Raw genomic sequence first — 16015 nt, forward strand, 5'->3', positions numbered from 1 at the left:
GCGCCAGCGCGGCCTGCGGATCCGCGACCCCGATCCAGGCGACGCCGCGCTGCGCGACCGCGGGCGCCAGGCGCAGCGTGGCGGCCGTGACCACGCCCAGCGTCCCCTCCGCGCCGATCAGCAGCTGCGTCAGGTCGTAGCCGCGGTTGTCCTTCGCCAGCGCCGCGAGCCCGTCATGGACCTCGCCGCTGGGCAGCACCGCCTCGATCCCCGCGACAAGCCCGCGCATCGTCCCCCAGCGCAGCACCTGAGTGCCCCCGGCGTTGGTGGAGACGAGGCCGCCGACGGTCGCCGACCCGCGCGCGCCCAGCGTCAGCGGGAAGCGGCGACCCTGCGCCAGCGCAGCGGCGTGCAGGTCGGCCAGGATCACCCCGGCCTCGCACACCGCCAGCCCGGCGTCCGCCGCCAGGCTGCGCACCCGGTTCATGCGCCGGAGCGACAATAGCACCGCCGACCCGTCCGCCGGCGGCGTCGCCCCCCCGACCATCGAGCTGTTGCCCCCCTGCGCGACCAGCGCGACGCGGTGGCGCGCGGCGGCGCGGACGATCGCGGCGACCTCGTCGGTCGAGGCGGGGGAAAGCAGCGCGGGCGCGGCGCCGTGAAAGCGTCGCCGCCAGTCGGTGGTCCAGGGCGCGATGTCCGCCGCGTCGGTCGTGAGCCCCCGTGGACCAAGAACGGGCGCGAGGTCGGCGAGAAAGCCCTGATGCGCAGGAGACATGCTCCGCACCATAGCCGCCGCGGGCGCCGGGCGGAAGCGTCCGGCGAGTTCATCGGCTGTTCAAACGTCGCGGCTAAGGCCCGGATATTGCCGATGACGTATCGCCTGTTCCCTCTCCTGGCGCTCGCCGTCGCCGTGCCGGGCGTCGCGAAGGACGCCGCGCCCGACCGGAGCGGAGGCGCGCGCGAGGCGCCGGCGGCCGACGCGCCATGGGCGCAGCTGTCGATCCACGAGCGCATCGTGATCCGCATCCCGCGCATGCGCCGCGAACCGCCCCCGCCGCCCGCCGAGCCGCCACCCGTCCCGTGGCGCGAGAAACGTGGCGCCCGCTGCATCCCTGCGGACGGGATCGTCGGCGCGCTGGTCTCCAGCCCGGGCAGCGTCGACATCGTGATGGACGACGGCCAGCGCACCCGCGCGCTGCTGGAGGCGGATTGCCCGGCGCTCGACTATTACCTCGGCTTCTACATCAAGCCGACGACGGACGGGAACGTATGCGCCGGGCGCGATGCGATCCGCTCCCGATCGGGCGCGATCTGCCCCATCCGCGCCTTTCGCCAGCTGGTGCCGCGACGCTGAACGACGACGCCCGTCGCCTGCGACTCCGGCCCGAAACTTGACATTTCGGGCCGGATGCTGTTGGCGACAGGCACGAGCGGCCGCCGGTGCCCGCTTCCCCGGTACTCCCCCAAATGAACTGTTCTGCATGAACTTTGCCGATCTCGGCCTTTCCGACGAACTGCTGCGCGCGGTCGAGGAATCCGGCTATACCGAGCCGACCCCGATCCAGGCCGCGACCATCCCCAGCGTGCTGATGATGCGCGACATCATCGGCGTCGCGCAGACGGGAACGGGCAAGACGGCCAGCTTCGTGCTGCCGATGATCGACGTCCTGGCCAACGGCCGCAGCCGCGCGCGCATGCCGCGCAGCCTGATCCTGGAGCCGACGCGCGAACTTGCGGCACAGGTCGCGGAGAACTTCGAGAAATACGGTCAGTATCACAAGCTCTCGATGGCGCTGCTGATCGGCGGCGTGTCCATGGGCGACCAGATGGCGGCGCTGGAACGCGGCGTCGACGTGCTGATCGCCACGCCAGGGCGGTTGATGGACCTGTTCGGGCGCGGCAAGATCCTGCTCACCGGATGCTCGCTGCTGGTGATCGACGAGGCGGACCGGATGCTCGACATGGGGTTCATCCCCGACATCGAGGAGATCTGCACCAAATTGCCCAAGCAGCGCCAGACGTTGCTGTTCTCGGCGACGATGCCGCCGCCGATCAAGAAGCTGGCCGACAAGTTCCTCGACAATCCCAAGCGGATCGAGGTCGCGCGGCCCGCGTCGACCAACATCAACATCACCCAGTATCTGGTCCCGGTCGCCTCCCAGTCTGCCAAGCGCGAGACGCTGCGCAGCCTGCTTCGGCAGGACGAGGTGACCAACGCGATCATCTTCTGCAACCGCAAGACGACGGTGCGCGAGCTCAACAAGGTCCTGAAGCAGGCCGGGCTGAAGTCGGGCGAGATCCATGGAGACATGGAGCAGCCGCAGCGCCTCGCCGAACTCGACCTGTTCAAGACCGGGGCCGTGACCGTGCTGGTCGCATCCGACGTCGCCGCGCGCGGGCTGGACATCAAGGGCGTCAGCACCGTCGTCAACTACGACGCGCCGTGGCATCCCGACGATTACGTCCATCGCATCGGCCGGACCGGCCGGGCGGGCGCGACGGGCACCGCCTATACGTTCGTCGCGCCCGACGATGCCGAGAACATCGCCAATATCGAGAAGCTGACCGGTCAGACGATCGAGCGCCTCGCCGTGGCGGAGCGCGCGCCTGCGCCCGACGCGGCACCGATGCGCGCCGGGGATGACAGGGCGCCACGTCGCCGGGAGCGGCCCGCGCGACCGCCGCGCGGCGAGCAGCGCGACGATATCGTCGCGTCGGAGCCGGCCATCCCCTTGGCGGATTCTCCTGTTGCCGAGCCCCTCGCTCGCCCGGAGCCGGCCATGCGGGAACCGCGAGCGCGCGACGAGCGCCGGCCCGACCGGCGCCCCCGCCGCGACGAGCCGCGGGTCGATCCTGTCGACAGCGGCCGGGACGCTGGGCATGACGGCGGACAGGACATCGGGCAGGACAGGGACTGGAACGGCCCGATACCGGATTTTCTTCGCGCCACGATAGCCGGATAGGGGTTGGCGCACCGCGCCGGGCTGGCACAAGGCGATGACCAACGGGAGTTACTGCCATGCGTCTAGCCACTACAGCCGCCGCCCTGATCGCGTTCCTCGCGGTCGCCGCGCCTGCCGCGACCACCGCGCCGTCCGTCGCGGCGACGAGTTTCGACCAGCTCGCCAAGCCGCTGCCGCTGCCGTATGACGAAAGCGCGGACGCCGATCAGGCGGTCGCGGCCGCAAAGGCGCGCGCGCTGAAGGCGCACAAGCGGTTGCTGGTCGATCTCGGCGGCAACTGGTGTCTGGACTGCCGCATCCTGGCCGGCACGATGAAGCTGCCCGAGATCGCTGGCTTCGTGGCCGCCCATTACGAGGTGGTGACGGTCGACATCGGCCGGTTCGACAAGAACGGCCAGATCGCCGCGCGCTACGGGATCAAGGGCCGGCTGGCCGGCGTGCCCGCCGTGCTGATCGTCGATCCCAGAACCGATCGGCTCGTCGATGCCGGTCATGAGACCGCGCTGTCCGACGCTCGACACATGAGCCCGCAGGGACTTGCCGACTGGCTGGCGCAATGGGCCGCCTGAGCCTGCGATGATCGAGCGGCTCGCGCCGGAACCGGCCGATGCGGCGAGCCCGTGCATCAACGTCTGCGTGATCGACGACGCGACGCGCTGGTGCGTCGGATGCGGGCGCACGATCGGGGAGATCGTCGGCTGGGGCAGCGCCGGCGTAGCGACACGCCGGGCGATCCGGGGGCAGTTGCCGGAGCGGATGGCGGCGTTGCGGGAAAACGGTCCATCGCCCACGCCGCGGCAGGTCCCCAACCGCCGGTGGTGACTTTCCCCACCGTCACCACGGACGTGTTCGATGATTGTACCGCCCGTGCAAACGGGCGTTGCAGTTCCCCTGCGAAGGCCGAGAGCCCGGCCTTTCGAAGGGTGGCGTTCGTGGCCCTGGCCCCCGCCTCCGCGGAGGAACCGGCTGCCTGTCCTTGGGGTGGCAGTGAGGGAGCGGCGTGGCCGAGATGGTCTCGACAGGATGGACCCGGAACAGGTCCGGAGTGATGGATCAGACTGTGGTCGCCTGGTTCCCCTGTACCGCCGCATCGTCCAGCGCCGCCGCGCGGCCATGGGCCGCCCGCGCCGTCAGGCGCCCGGCATAAGCGGTGAACGCGTCGCGTCGGGGCAGCCAGTCGAACTGCGTCCCCCATATGATCTGCGATCCGAACACCACGTCGGCGGCGCTGAACCGGTCGCCGGCGATCCACTCGCGCCGGGCGATCGTCGCCTCCAGCACCTCGACGACCCTGTCGAACGTCCCGTACCCGACCATCCGCTCCTGCTGCTGCGTCGGCTGCACGCCCAGGGAGCGGTTGACGACCGCCTGTTCCACCGGTCCTGCGGCGAAGAACATCCAGCGGTAATAGTCGGCACGCTCCGCGACCGGCGGCGAGAGCCCCGCATCGGGAAAGGCATCTGCGAGATAGGCGCAGATCGCCGCGTTCTCCGTCACTACCCTGCCGTCGTGGACGATCGCCGGCACCTTGCCCATCGGGTTCACCGCCAGATAGTCGGGCGCCTTCATGGTATCGGCATAGCCGAGCATCACCGTGTCGTACGGCGCGCCGACTTCCTCCAGCATCCAGCGCGCGATCCGCCCGCGCGACATGGGATTGGTGTAGAGGGTGAGCGTCACGGGATCGCCTCTCGCCGGAGGATGGGATCAGGCGAGAGCCGTCCCGAACAGCGCCAGCATCCGCCCCCATGCCCTGTCGGCCGAGGCCGCGTCGTACACATGGCTGTCGGGCGGGCACCAGCCATGCATCGTGCCGGCATAGACCTCGATCTCCGCAGGCAGCTTGGCGGCGGCGAAGCTGGTGCGCAGCACGTCCTTGTCGGTCGGCGCGCGAGCGTCGTCGTTGGCGGCGATCGCGATGAGGTACCGCGCCTTCATCGCCGGGATCAACAGGTGCGGGCTGTCCAACTTGTCGGTGACAAGGCCGCCGCCGTGGAACGTCGCGCCCGCACGAACCCGCCCGGCCACCGCCGCGGCGGTGCGGAATACCATCGGCCCGCCCATGCAATAGCCGGTGACGCCCAGACCGCGCTTCGTGTCCACCTGCGGCTGCTCGTCGAGGAACGCGGTAAAGGCGATCGCGTCGCGCGTCGTGCCCTCCGGGCTCAGCGCCTGGACGAACGGCATGATCTTCGCGCGCACCTCGGGCTGGTCGTAGCTCTCGCCCGGCGCAAGGAACGGTGCCTTCGTAGAGCGATAGAACTGGTTGACGACGAGGACGGCGTAGCCCGACTGCGCCAGCCGGTCGGCCATCTGGCGAAACGCGGGGCGCAGACCCATGATGTCGGGCCAGATCAGCACGCCGGGATGCTTGCCACCGGCAGGCGCGACGAAATAGGCCTCCGCCCTGCCGTCGGGGGTCGCGATCGACACGTCGCGTCCGGCGATCGTCAGCGCATCGGCAGGCACGGGCAGCATCATGGCCAGCCCGGCCGCCCCCGTCATCGCCCCGAACCGGCGACGGGAGACCGCGCCCGGCAAGCTGTCGTTCTCCTCGACCGTATGTTCGTCGCACATCGCCCATTCTCCCCGCATCGTCGCGCCGGCGAGCATGCTACGTCAGGCCGCGTTCCACCACCAGACGGCGGCGCATACCTCGCACCACGCACGCCCATCCGTTTTCAGCTTCGGCTGATGCGCCAGCGCCTCGCGGCTGGCAAGGCGGAACGGTCAGGGCGAAGTGAAGTCGCCGCGCAGTGCCGCCGGTCGGGATCAGCGCCTGAACGGATCGTCGAACAGTGCGCGGGCATCGGTCGCCTCCCCGCGCAGCGCCGCCTCGGCATCGCGCGCCTGCTGCTCGCGCTCTGCGCGCAGCGACGCGAGCAGCGCCTCGCGGTCGCCCTCCAAGCGGGTGTCCGTCTGGCTCGGCTCGATCCCTGCCGCCTTGGCGGCCTTGGCCACCGCCGCGTCGAGTTCGCGCTGCGTCGTCAGGCCCAGCGTCACAGGGTCCTTGGGCGTGATGTTGGCGATGTTCCAGTGGCTGCGATCGCGGATCGCGGCGATGGTGGTACGGGTGGTGCCGATCAGCAGGCCGATCGCGCCATCGGTAATCTCGGGATGGTTGCGGATGATCCACGCGATGCCGTCGGGCTTGTCCTGCCGCTTGGATACCGGCGTGTAGCGCGGACCCTTGGTGCGGCGGACCTGCTCGGGACCCTTGATGATCTTCAGGCGATAGTTCGGATCGGCCTGACCCTTGTCGATCTCCTCCTGCGTCACCTCATGCGTGCGGACGGGATCGCGCCCCGTCAGCTTGGTGGCCGCCATGTCGTCGGCGATAGCCTGGATCTCCAGGATGTGCAGCCCGCAGAACTCGGCGATCTGTTCAAAGCTGAGCGAGGTGTTGTCGACCATCCAGGATGCGGTCGCGTGGGGCATGAGCGGCTGGGCCATGGAAAACTCCGGCACAAATGAAAAGGGCCGCCCCTCCCGGAGCGGCCTTGCAGATGATCGATCTAGTCCCAACCGACCCGAAGGGCAAGAACTCTCCCCGTTCGCAGGAAACACTTACCCCATCGTCAGGACGATCTTGCCCACGTGATCCCCCGCCTCCATCCGGCGGTGCGCATCGGGTGCCTGGTCAAGGGGGAACACCCGGTCGATCGCCGGCTTCAGCCGTCCGGCGACGACATGCGGCCAGACCTGGCGCGACAGCTCGTCCGCCACCAGCGCCTTGAACGCCGCGTCCCGCGCGCGCAGCGTCGATCCGGTCAGCGTCAGGCGGCGGCGCATGATCTCGAAGATCGGGATCGTCGCCTCCGCGCCCCGCTGCACCGCGATCGAGACGTGACGTCCGTCCTCCGCCAGGCATCTCAGGTTGCGCGGCAGATAGTCGCCGCCGACCATGTCCAGCACCACCTGCACGCCGCGCCCGCCGGTGATCTGCGCGACCCGCGCCACATAATCCTCCGCCTTGTAGTCGATCGCGTGCGCCGCCCCCAGCGCCAGCGCCGCCGCGCACTTCTCCTCGGAGCCTGCGGTAACGACGACGGTGAGCCCGAACAGCCGGCCGAGCGCGATCGCCATTGTGCCGATGCCGCTGGTGCCGCCGTGGACCAGCACCACGTCGCCCTCAGTGGCGTAGGCGCGCTCGAACAGGTTCGTCCAGACGGTGAAGAGCGTCTCCGGAACCGCCGCCGCCTCGATCATCGACAGCGCGTCGGGCACCGGCAGGCATTGCCCCGCGGGCACCAGCGCATAGTCCGCATAGGCACCGCCCGCGACCAGCGCGCAGACCGGCTGCCCGATCATCTCCGGCCCCGCATCCTCGCCCACCGCCACCACGACGCCCGATAGTTCCAGCCCCAGGATCGACGGCGCGCCCTCGGGTGGAGGATAGCGGCCCTGCCGCTGCATGACGTCGGGCCGGTTGACGCCGGCGGCTGCGACACGGACGAGAAGGTCGCCGGCGCCCGGTCGCGGCACCGGCCGCTCCACCGGCACCAGCAACTCGGGTCCGCCAGTGCCGGCGGGATCGATCGCGCGCATCGTCGTCGGTATCCCGGTCGTCGCGATCCCGGACGGGAACCCGCGCGCAGCAGTGTCGGCCATCGCACCCCTCTGCCCGCGGTCGGCAGGCCCCGGTGTTATTGACATCGCCCGGTCGCGGGTCAACGTTGCCGATCGTGGACATGGACGATCGTCCGCCGGTCAGGCCGGACATTGTCGCGCAGCTGGCGCGGGAGGACCTCGATCCGCTGTCGGTCGAGGAGCTCGACGCGCGGATCGCCGCACTGGACGCGGAGGTCGCGCGCACCCGCCGCCATCGGACGGCGGCCGTCACCCATCGCGCAAGTGCCGACGCGCTGTTCCGGTGACCGGGGTCCGGCGATGCCCGAGCCCGGCCCGAGGCCGGACAAGGTGCTTGATGCGGAGCCTCCGGCATCCGACATACTGGACAAGCGGGCCGTATCGCACCGGCCCGGATGGAGAAATCTGACATGCCATCCTTTGCGTCCGCACTAGAAACCACTCTCCACCGCGCGTTGGAGGCCGCTTCTTCCCGGCGTCACGAATACGCCACGCTCGAACACCTCCTGCTCGCGCTGATCGACGACGAGCACGGCTCCAAGGTCATGGTCTCCTGCGGGGTGGACATGGGCGAGCTGAAGACGACCGTTGCCCACTACCTCGATACCGAGCTCGACGCGCTCAAGGTCGCGGCTGCCACCGATCCTTCGCCCACCAGCGGGTTCCAGCGCGTCGTTCAGCGCGCGATCCTGCACGTCCAGTCGTCGGGCCGCGAGGAGGTGACGGGCGCCAACGTGCTCGTCGCGCTGTTCTCCGAGCGTGAAAGCTACGCCGTGTATTTCCTCCAGCAGCAAGACATGAGCCGGCTCGACGCGGTCAGCTTCATCAGCCACGGCGTCGGCAAGGGCGGCTCCGCCCCGGAGGCGGCGAGCCCCAAGGGCGCGGAGGAGGAGAAGCCCTCCAAGCCCGACGCCAAGGGCAAGGGCGAGAGCGCGCTGAAGCAGTTCTGCGTCGACCTCAACGAAAAGGCGCGCAACGGCAAGGTCGACCCGCTGATCGGCCGCTCGGCCGAGGTCGACCGGACGGTGCAGATCCTGTGCCGCCGCTCCAAGAACAACCCGTTGTACGTGGGCGATCCCGGCGTCGGCAAGACCGCCATCGCCGAGGGCCTCGCGCGCAAGATCATCGAGGGCAACGTGCCCGAGGTGCTGTTGCCCGCCGTCATCTATTCGCTCGACATGGGCGCGCTGCTGGCCGGCACGCGGTATCGCGGCGATTTCGAGGAGCGGCTCAAGGCGGTCGTCAACGAGCTGGAGAAGCTGCCGCACGCGGTGCTGTTCATCGACGAGATCCATACGGTGATCGGCGCGGGCGCCACCAGCGGAGGCGCGATGGATGCGTCCAACCTCCTGAAGCCCGCGCTGTCGGGCGGCACGATCCGCTGCATCGGCTCCACCACCTACAAGGAGTTCCGCAACCACTTCGAAAAGGACCGCGCGCTGCTGCGCCGGTTCCAGAAAATCGACGTGAACGAGCCGACGATCGAGGACACGATCAAAATCCTGGCGGGGCTCCGGTCCGCGTTCGAGGACCATCACAACGTCAAGTACACGCCTGAGGCGATCAAGTCGGCGGTCGAGCTGTCCGCGCGCTACATCAACGACCGCAAGCTGCCCGACAAGGCGATCGACGTGATCGACGAGGTCGGCGCGATGCAGATGCTCGTGGTCCCCTCCAAGCGGAAGAAGACGATCACCGCCAAGGAGATCGAGCAGGTCATCGCGACGATGGCGCGGATCCCGCCCAAGTCGGTGTCGACCGACGACAAGATGGCGCTCGCCACGCTGGAGACGGACCTGAAGCGGGTCGTGTTCGGACAGAATGCGGCGATCGAGAAGCTGGCGTCGGCGATCAAGCTGTCGCGCGCCGGCCTGCGCGATCCCGAGAAGCCGATCGGCAACTACCTCTTCACCGGCCCGACCGGCGTCGGCAAGACGGAGGTCGCCAAGCAGCTGTCGACGATCCTGGGCATCCCGCTCCAGCGGTTCGACATGAGCGAGTATATGGAGCGCCACTCGGTCTCGCGGCTGATCGGCGCCCCGCCGGGCTATGTCGGCTTCGACCAGGGCGGCCTGCTGACCGACGCGGTCGACCAGAACCCGCACTGCGTTCTGTTGCTCGACGAGATCGAGAAGGCGCATCCCGACCTGTTCAACATCCTGTTGCAGGTCATGGACAACGGCCGCCTGACCGACCAGCACGGCAAGAGCGTCGACTTCCGCAACGTCATCCTCATCATGACGACCAACGCGGGCGCCGCCGACATGGCGCGCGAGACGGTCGGCTTCGGCCAGCTGACCCGCGAGGGCGAGGACGAGCAGGCGGTGCAGAAGATGTTCACGCCCGAGTTCCGCAACCGGTTGGATGCAGTGGTGCCGTTCGGCTATCTCCCGCCCGAGGTCGTCGCGCGGGTGGTGGACAAGTTCATCCTCCAGCTCGAACTGCAGCTGGCGGATCGTCAGGTCCACATCAGCCTCGACGACGCGTCCAAGAGCTGGCTGACCGAGAAGGGCTATGACAGGATGTTCGGCGCCCGGCCGATGGGGCGGCTGATCCAGGAGAAGATCAAGCAGCCGCTTGCCGAGGAGCTGCTGTTCGGCAAGCTCGTCCACGGCGGCGAAGTGACGGTGAAGATGAAGGACGGCGCGCTGTCGTTCGAGGTCGTCGCCGCCGCCCCCAAAAAGCCCAAGCGCAAGGGCAAGGACAAGGTGCAGCCGGTCGAGGCGGAGTGACGGGCTGGCGGTGAACGGACGGGGCGCGGTGAATGGGCACCGCGCCGCTCATCGTGGCTCCCACCCCTCACCCCGGACTCGTGTCAGGGTGACGGATCAGGTCGACGGCCGGCCCACCCCTCCCGCCAAGCTAGGCCAGGCACTATATTCCATTCATGACCGACCTTCCCGACCGCCGCCGCTTCCTCGCCTTGTCCGCCACCGGGATCGCCGGGGTGGCGCTATGGGGGTGCAGCAACGCCCCCGCGCGTGCCGCCGAGCGTTTTCCGGTCATGCTGACGGACGCGCAGTGGCGCAGGAAGCTGTCGCCCGCCGCCTATGACATCCTGCGCCACGAGGGGACCGAGACGCCCTATTCCAGCCCGCTCAACGGCGAGCACCGGGCAGGAACGTTCACGTGCGCGGGCTGTGACCAGCCGGCCTACACATCCCACACCAAGTTCGAGAGCGGCACGGGCTGGCCCAGCTTCTGGGCACCGCTTCCCCGCGCCATCGTGGCACGCGAGGACTCGACGCTGGGCATGAGCCGCACCGAGATCCATTGCAGCCGCTGCGGCGGGCATCTGGGACATGTGTTCGACGACGGCCCCAAGCCCACCGGCAAGCGATACTGCATGAACGGAGCCGGCCTGACGTTCCACGCCGCCACGGCCTGAGGCGCGAAAGCCGATTCCGGGGCCGTCCGACGGTGGAAGACCCCGCGTCGGCTTTCAGTAGGACGGCGTCGCGCTGGTCGCGATGATCGCGTCGGTATCGGTGGCGAACGTCGACATCGGCTCCACCGGGGCGGTATCCGCCATCGCCACCTGCATCCGGGGCGCGTGATCGGCATAGATGAAGCCGCGTGTCGGATAGGCGCTAGTGCCAAGGTCGCCCTCTGGAGCATACCATACCCTGACCAGGCTCCAGTCGCCCGCCGCCGATACGTCGAGGGCGCGGACGTCCGTCTCGATCCTCCCGCGGCGCGACCAGTTGGCGTGGGTGAGCAGCACCTCGCGGTCGTTCACCACCCTCGACACGGTGGCGACATGGCCGACGCGCATCCGGTGGCTCGCCGCGAAGGCCAGCACCGCCCCGACCCTCGGGGAATGGCCGCGATCGTACCGGCCCGCCGCTTGGCCCCACCAAGTATCGGCGTTGCCGCGTATCTGGATGCCGGACAGTTCGCGGGCATAGGGCGCGCACTGCCAGAACTGCGCGGCGGCGGGGCCGGCCAGCGACAGGGCGCACGCCGCCACCAGCGCGAAACGCGCCGTCAAACCCTTGATCTTCATGGGACCCCCGAGGCTCCTGTCGCCGTAGGACCATGGGCTAGGGGCCATCACGCGGGAAGCATATCCCCCCGGCGGTTCGCCGGGAACCGTATGGGATGAAGCGTGTGCCGCGACCGACGACCTGCCGGATCCCCGTCCCGCCGATGGACGCGCCGGACCCTGTCGTGCCAACGAACGCCGGCGTCGCCTTCTATAGAAAAGCCCGTCCTTCGCTGGGAGCCGGGAGACACGAGGAGAGTTCCATGGACACCACCACGCTGTTCCGGCTCGACGGGCGCGTCGCGCTCGTGACCGGCGGATCGCGCGGCATCGGGCGGATGATCGCCGCGGGCTTCGTCGCGCAGGGGGCCAGGGTCTATGTCTCGTCGCGCAAGGCGGCGGCGTGCGAGGAGACCGCCGCCGCGCTCGGCCCCGACTGCATCGCGCTGCCGCAGGACGTATCCACCGTCGCCGGGTGCCGGGCGCTGGCGGCGCGGTTCACAGCCGCCGAGGGCGGGCTCGACATTCTCGTCAACAACGCGGGCGCCGCCTGGGGCGCGCCGTTCGAGGAGTTCCCGGAGGCGGGCTGGGACAAGGTGATGGACCTCAACGTCAAGTCGCCGTTCTTCCTGACGCAGGCGCTGTATCCCGCGCTGAAGGCGGCGGGATCGCCCGCGCGGCCGGCGAAGGTCATCAACATCGCCTCGATCGATGGCCAGCGACTGAACCCGTGGGAGACGTACAGCTACCATGCGTCCAAATCGGCGCTGATCCACCTGACGCGGCGGATGGCGGCCCGGCTGGTCCGCGACGGCATCAACGTCACCTCCATCGCGCCCGGCGCCTTCGCAAGCGAGATGAACAAGGCCGCGCGCGACCATGGCGATGCCGTGGCCAGGAGTATTCCCGCCGGGCGGATCGGCCTGGCCGAGGACATGGCGGGCGCGGCGATCTATCTCGCGTCCCGCGCCGGCGACTATGTGGTGGGGGAGACGATCACGGTCGACGGCGGGCTGGTCCATGCAACCGTGGGGACCGGCATCAACGGATGAGGCGGGCCGCCCGCGCCTCCGCCCTCCCCCGTCTCCTGTCCCGGCGTCCCGTCAGCGCGCGATCCCGCCCGCCGCCAGCACCGCCAGCGTCAGCAGCTCGCTCGCGGTCGACGACATCGCCGCGATCTGCACCGGCTTCTCCATGCCGACCAGCACCGGGCCGATCACCGACTCCCCCGCCAGCTCGCGCAGCAGCTTGGCGGAGATATGCGCCGACTGGAGCCCCGGCATGATGAGCACGTTGGCCGGTCCGGACAGCCGCGCAAACGGATAGTTGGCGAGCTGTTTGGGATTGAGCGCGACGTCGGGCGGCATCTCGCCCTCATATTCGAAGTCCGTCCGGTGCCCCGCCGCCACTTTGGCGTCGAGCACCTGCACCGCCTCGCGGACGTTGCTGAGGAAGCTGCCCTTGGGGTTGCCGAACGTCGAATAGCTCAGGAAGGCGACGCGCGGCTCGTGACCCATGCTGCGCGCGAGCTGCGCGGTGCGCTCGGCGATGTCCGCCAGCTCCTCCGCGCTCGGCCGCTCGTTGACGGTGGTGTCGGCCATGAAGACGGTGTGGTTCTGGCCGACCAGTATGTGGATCCCGAACGGGATCCCGCCCGCGTCGGGATCGATCACCCGCTTCACCTCGCGCATCGACTGCGCCCAGGTGCGCGTGACGCCCGTTATCATCGCGTCCGCCTCGCCGAGCTGGAGCAGCAGGCTGGCGAAGATGTTGCGGTCCTGGTTCACCATCCGCTCGCACTCGCGGCGCAGATAGCCGCGCCGCTGCAGCCGGCCATAGAGGAAATCGACCATGCGCGGCACCAGCGGCGACACGCGGCTGTTGTGCACCTCATAGGCGTGGGGATCGTCGACGCCCAGGTCGCGCAGGTTGTCGTACACCTCGTCGCGCCCGACCAAGACCGGCGTGCCGTAGCCGCCTTCCTTGAACGCGATCGCGGCGCGCAGCACGACCTCCTCCTCGCCTTCCGCGAACAGCACCCGCCTGGGGTGGGCGCGCGCGCCCTCATAGGCGAGCGACAGGACCGAGGTGGTGGGGTTCATCCGCGCGCGCAGCGAATGGCGATAGGCGTCGAAATCGGCGATCGGGCGGGTGGCGACGCCCGAGTCCATCGCCGCGCGCGCGACGGCGGCGGGAACGACCTCCATCAGCCGGGGGTCGAACGGCGCGGGGATGATGTAGTCCGGCCCGAAATGATGGCGCACGCCATAGGCGGCGGCGACCTCCTCGGGCACCTGCTGGCGCGCGAGCGCGGCCAGCGCCTGCGCGGCGGCGATCTTCATCTCGTCGTTGATCCCCGTCGCCCGCACGTCCAGCGCGCCGCGGAAGATGAACGGGAAACCCAGCACGTTGTTGACCTGGTTGGGATAATCCGACCGGCCGGTGGCGACGATCGCGTCTGGGCGCGCCGCCTTCGCTTGCGGAGGGGTGATCTCGGGGTCGGGATTGGCCATGGCGAAGATGATCGGGCTGGGCGCCATCGCGCGCACCATGTCCTGGCTCACCGCGCCCGCCGCCGACAGGCCCATGAAGACGTCCGCGCCGACCAGCGCCTGCGTCAGCGTGCGCCGGTCGGTGTCGGCGGCGTGCGCGGACTGCCACTGGTTCACGCCTTCGCGCCCCCGCCAGATCACGCCCTTGCGGTCGCACATCAGCAGATTGTCCTGCGGCATGCCCATCGACTTGATGAGCCCGGCGCATGCGATCGCCGCCGCGCCGGCGCCGTTCATGACGAGCCTCGTCGTCCTGATGTCCCGCCCCGTCAGGTACAGGGCGTTGATGAGCCCGGCGGCGGCGATGATCGCGGTGCCGTGCTGGTCGTCGTGGAAGACCGGGATCTTCATCCGCTCGCGCAGGGTCTGCTCGATGATGAAGCATTCCGGCGACTTGATGTCCTCGAGATTGATGCCGCCGAACGTCGGTTCCATCAGTTCGACCGCGTCGATGAAGCGGTCGACATCCTCCGTCGCGAGCTCGATGTCGATCGAGTCGACGTCGGCGAACCGCTTGAACAGCACCGCCTTGCCCTCCATCACCGGCTTGGAGGCGAGCGCGCCGAGGTTGCCGAGCCCCAGGATCGCGGTGCCGTTCGAGATGACCGCGACAAGGTTGCCCTTGGCGGTATAGTCGTAGGCGCAGGCGGGATCGGCGGCGATCGCGCGCACGGGCACCGCGACGCCGGGCGAATAGGCGAGCGCCAGGTCGCGCTGCGTCGCCATCGGCTTGGACGCGACGATCTCGATCTTGCCCGGCCGCCCCTCCGAATGGAACAGCAGCGCCTCGCGCTCGGAGAACTGGATGTTGGCTTCGTCGGACATGGGGGCCTCGCGTCGCGGTGGCCTCTTCCCTAGTCAGCCCGGAGCGCACCGGCTATACCGCGTGCATGGAACGCGAGATCGGTGATGTCAGGCCGTCCGCAACGGACGATCATCGCGACCCGGCGGGCGACGATGCGCTGTCGGCCTGGCTTGAGTCGCTGCCGCCGTGTCCGGGCCTGCCATATACGGACGAGCAGATCGCCGCGGCGGATGCGGAGGCCGAAGCCGATCTTGCGGCCGGGCGTTTCTACCCCAACAGCGTGGTAGCCGAGTGGCTAGGGACTTGGGGGCGGCCCGACTACAAACCCTTTCAAGAATGGCTGAAGTCGTCTGGGTAGGCGCGGCGACAGATCAACTCGTCGCGATCGCCGCTTACATCCGCCAATTCAACCCTAAAGCCGCGGACGAGACAGCGGCGAAACTTAGAAGCCTCGCAAACAGCCTGTCGACCCTTCCTCGCCGTGGGCGTCCAGCCACCGCCGATACGCGAGAGCTGACGAGCGTGCGCCCGTACATCATCCGCTATCGCGTGAGCGCCGACGGCGAACTGGTCATCATCTTGTCCGTCCGGCACAGCCGCCGCCGGGCCTCGTGAACCCCTCCCCCGCCCCCACGCCGATGATGGCCCAGTATCTCGCGCTCAAGGCGGAGGCTGGGGATGCGCTGCTGTTCTATCGCATGGGCGATTTCTTCGAGCTGTTCTTCGAGGACGCCCGGGTCGCCGCCGCCTGCCTCGACATCGCGCTGACCGCGCGCGGCGAGTATGACGGCGCGAAGGTGCCGATATGCGGCGTGCCCGTGCATTCGGCGGACGGCTACCTCGCCCGGCTCATCAGGGCGGGGCACCGCGTGGCCGTCGCCGAGCAGACCGAGACGCCCGCGGCCGCCCGGGCGCGGGCCGGGTCCAAGGCGCTGGTCGGGCGCGGCATCGTGCGCTTCGTCACCGCCGGCACGCTGACGGAGGAGGCGCTGCTCGACGCGCGCGCATCGAACTGGTGCGTGGGGCTCGGCGAGGCGGGCGGCGCGGTCGCGATCGCAGCCGCCGACGTATCCACCGGCCGGTTCGAGCTGATCGAGACCACGCCCGACGCGCTGGGCGCCGAGCTCGGACGGCTGGCGGCGGCGGAAGTAGTCGCCGCGGAGGGCAGCGCGCACGC

The 16015-nt window shown here is 69.4% G+C and carries 17 protein-coding genes and 1 pseudogene; 11 read left to right on the plus strand and 7 right to left on the minus strand.

Annotated features, from left to right (window positions below):
* Positions 1 to 718, minus strand: a 718-nt coding sequence (locus HUV01_RS04165) for an FAD-binding oxidoreductase (protein WP_174297056.1), incomplete at its 3' end; no start/stop codon positions are given.
* Between the two features lie 93 nt (positions 719 to 811).
* On the opposite strand from HUV01_RS04165, the gene HUV01_RS04170 reads away from it, so the two are divergent.
* The 4 genes from HUV01_RS04170 (at position 812) to HUV01_RS04185 (ending at position 3728) form a co-directional block, all read left to right on the plus strand.
* Positions 812 to 1297: a hypothetical protein gene (locus HUV01_RS04170; protein WP_174297057.1), complete on the plus strand. Its 486-nt coding sequence runs from the start codon at positions 812 to 814 to the stop codon at positions 1295 to 1297.
* A gap of 127 nt (positions 1298 to 1424) precedes the next feature.
* Positions 1425 to 2906: a DEAD/DEAH box helicase gene (locus HUV01_RS04175; RefSeq protein WP_174297058.1), complete on the plus strand. Its 1482-nt coding sequence runs from the start codon at positions 1425 to 1427 to the stop codon at positions 2904 to 2906.
* Positions 2907 to 2962: 56 nt separating this feature from the next.
* The gene (locus tag HUV01_RS04180; RefSeq protein ID WP_174297059.1) at positions 2963 to 3475 is read left to right on the plus strand and encodes a thioredoxin family protein; all 513 of its coding nucleotides are present in this window, start codon (positions 2963 to 2965) and stop codon (positions 3473 to 3475) included.
* A gap of 7 nt (positions 3476 to 3482) precedes the next feature.
* Positions 3483 to 3728, plus strand: a complete 246-nt coding sequence (locus HUV01_RS04185; RefSeq protein WP_174297060.1) for a DUF1289 domain-containing protein — start codon at positions 3483 to 3485, stop codon at positions 3726 to 3728.
* Positions 3729 to 3959: 231 nt separating this feature from the next.
* Here HUV01_RS04185 and HUV01_RS04190 read toward each other — a convergent pair whose 3' ends face one another.
* The 4 genes from HUV01_RS04190 to HUV01_RS04205 form a co-directional block, all read right to left on the minus strand.
* Complete coding sequence (locus HUV01_RS04190) at positions 3960 to 4586, minus strand: glutathione S-transferase family protein (RefSeq protein ID WP_174297061.1); 627 nt, start codon at positions 4584 to 4586, stop codon at positions 3960 to 3962.
* Positions 4587 to 4613: 27 nt separating this feature from the next.
* Positions 4614 to 5483, minus strand: coding sequence for a dienelactone hydrolase family protein (locus HUV01_RS04195; protein ID WP_174297069.1), 870 nt, complete (start codon positions 5481 to 5483; stop codon positions 4614 to 4616).
* Between the two features lie 195 nt (positions 5484 to 5678).
* The gene (locus tag HUV01_RS04200) at positions 5679 to 6359 is read right to left on the minus strand and encodes a DUF1013 domain-containing protein (protein ID WP_174297062.1); all 681 of its coding nucleotides are present in this window, start codon (positions 6357 to 6359) and stop codon (positions 5679 to 5681) included.
* Positions 6360 to 6473: 114 nt separating this feature from the next.
* Positions 6474 to 7454, minus strand: a complete 981-nt coding sequence (locus tag HUV01_RS04205) for an NAD(P)H-quinone oxidoreductase (protein ID WP_174297070.1) — start codon at positions 7452 to 7454, stop codon at positions 6474 to 6476.
* Positions 7455 to 7597: 143 nt separating this feature from the next.
* Between HUV01_RS04205 and HUV01_RS04210 the strand changes: the two genes are divergently transcribed.
* The 3 genes from HUV01_RS04210 to msrB all read left to right on the plus strand — a co-directional run bounded on the left by HUV01_RS04210 (position 7598) and on the right by msrB (position 10884).
* Complete coding sequence (locus HUV01_RS04210) at positions 7598 to 7783, plus strand: DUF1192 domain-containing protein (RefSeq protein ID WP_438827143.1); 186 nt, start codon at positions 7598 to 7600, stop codon at positions 7781 to 7783.
* Between the two features lie 123 nt (positions 7784 to 7906).
* Positions 7907 to 10228 carry an ATP-dependent Clp protease ATP-binding subunit ClpA gene (clpA, locus tag HUV01_RS04215; protein WP_174297063.1) on the plus strand — a complete coding sequence of 774 codons (2322 nt, stop codon included), beginning with the start codon at positions 7907 to 7909 and terminating at the stop codon, positions 10226 to 10228.
* A 155-nt stretch (positions 10229 to 10383) separates the two neighbouring features.
* Positions 10384 to 10884, plus strand: a complete 501-nt coding sequence (msrB, locus tag HUV01_RS04220) for a peptide-methionine (R)-S-oxide reductase MsrB (protein ID WP_174297064.1) — start codon at positions 10384 to 10386, stop codon at positions 10882 to 10884.
* 54 nt (positions 10885 to 10938) lie between these two features.
* On the opposite strand, the gene HUV01_RS04225 is transcribed toward msrB, so the two are convergent.
* A complete protein-coding gene (locus HUV01_RS04225; RefSeq protein WP_174297065.1) occupies positions 10939 to 11502 on the minus strand; it encodes a CHAP domain-containing protein in 564 nt (187 codons plus the stop codon).
* A gap of 242 nt (positions 11503 to 11744) precedes the next feature.
* Here HUV01_RS04225 and HUV01_RS04230 point away from each other — a divergent pair, with 242 nt between their 5' ends.
* Positions 11745 to 12533, plus strand: a complete 789-nt coding sequence (locus HUV01_RS04230; protein WP_174297066.1) for an SDR family oxidoreductase — start codon at positions 11745 to 11747, stop codon at positions 12531 to 12533.
* Between the two features lie 51 nt (positions 12534 to 12584).
* Here the strand turns inward: HUV01_RS04230 and HUV01_RS04235 are convergent, their stop codons facing one another.
* The gene (locus HUV01_RS04235; protein WP_174297067.1) at positions 12585 to 14858 is read right to left on the minus strand and encodes an NADP-dependent malic enzyme; all 2274 of its coding nucleotides are present in this window, start codon (positions 14856 to 14858) and stop codon (positions 12585 to 12587) included.
* Between the two features lie 65 nt (positions 14859 to 14923).
* On the opposite strand from HUV01_RS04235, the gene HUV01_RS04240 reads away from it, so the two are divergent.
* The 3 genes and pseudogenes from HUV01_RS04240 to HUV01_RS04250 form a co-directional block, all read left to right on the plus strand.
* Positions 14924 to 15196 (plus strand): hypothetical protein, encoded by a 273-nt coding sequence (locus HUV01_RS04240; protein WP_254606372.1) that lies wholly within the window; start codon positions 14924 to 14926, stop codon positions 15194 to 15196.
* Positions 15175 to 15453: a type II toxin-antitoxin system RelE/ParE family toxin gene (locus tag HUV01_RS04245; RefSeq protein ID WP_174297068.1), complete on the plus strand. Its 279-nt coding sequence runs from the start codon at positions 15175 to 15177 to the stop codon at positions 15451 to 15453. Before HUV01_RS04240 ends, HUV01_RS04245 begins: the two co-directional genes overlap by 22 nt.
* 23 nt (positions 15454 to 15476) lie before the next feature.
* A pseudogene (locus HUV01_RS04250) lies at positions 15477 to 16015 on the plus strand (DNA mismatch repair protein MutS); the annotation flags it as partial.

Source organism: Sphingomonas bacterium (assembly GCF_903643035.1).
Classification (GTDB): Bacteria; Pseudomonadota; Alphaproteobacteria; order Sphingomonadales; family Sphingomonadaceae; genus Sphingomonas.